We start from the raw sequence: 664 nt of genomic DNA on the forward strand, positions 1-664 counted from the left end.
TGTCTGTACTATCGACCGGAGTAAACGCGAAAATATACCCAGATCAAATCGTGCGTGACAATTTAGGCGATGATGTTTGTCGCTCAGGCTATCGCCCTTTAGATCGCTATGAAGCACAAGAGTACAATAGTTCAATCCTACAGCAAATGGGGACTTGGGATATCGTTGGCCTAAAAGATAATTGGGTAATTATGGGACCGGGTTATTTCGGGGAGATCAAACAATCTGGACCAAGCGATATAACCTTCTGTTACCCGAATGACGCTCAATCAGAAATCCCTAGTATTACACCTAAGGCGATCGCTGAAGGTGAAGAGATTGATGTTGAGTATGCACTCGTCAACGACCGCGAGGATTTTATTCACCCGATAAGCATGTTAGCTAGCTTCCTTGGTTACGCGTGGGTTGCCGGTAATAACGCGGCGTATGTTGGCAGAGACATGGTCGTAAACCGCTCCGGTGACCGTTGGATTATTCAAGGAAACAACAACGGGTCTTGTGGTGGTTACCGATGTGACGAAAAAACACAAATCATCGTTGATAACTTTACCTACACAGTAAACGATGACAACTTCTCGCACGGTGAGGTGACAGAGTCTGACCGTGAACTCATAAAGACTGTTTCCGCAACTGCCAGAAACAACACCGATATTGCGCAGCAAGT

At 45.9% G+C, this 664-nt stretch carries 1 protein-coding gene; it reads left to right on the top strand.

Going from position 1 to position 664, the window contains the following annotated elements; all coding sequences use genetic code 11:
• Nucleotides 1–664: aerolysin family beta-barrel pore-forming toxin (locus tag BCT81_RS01085; protein WP_133152477.1), on the top strand; the 664-nt coding region annotated here is incomplete at both ends.

Source organism: Vibrio sp. 10N.261.52.A1 (assembly GCF_002876325.1).
Taxonomy (GTDB): Bacteria; Pseudomonadota; Gammaproteobacteria; order Enterobacterales; family Vibrionaceae; genus Vibrio; species Vibrio chagasii.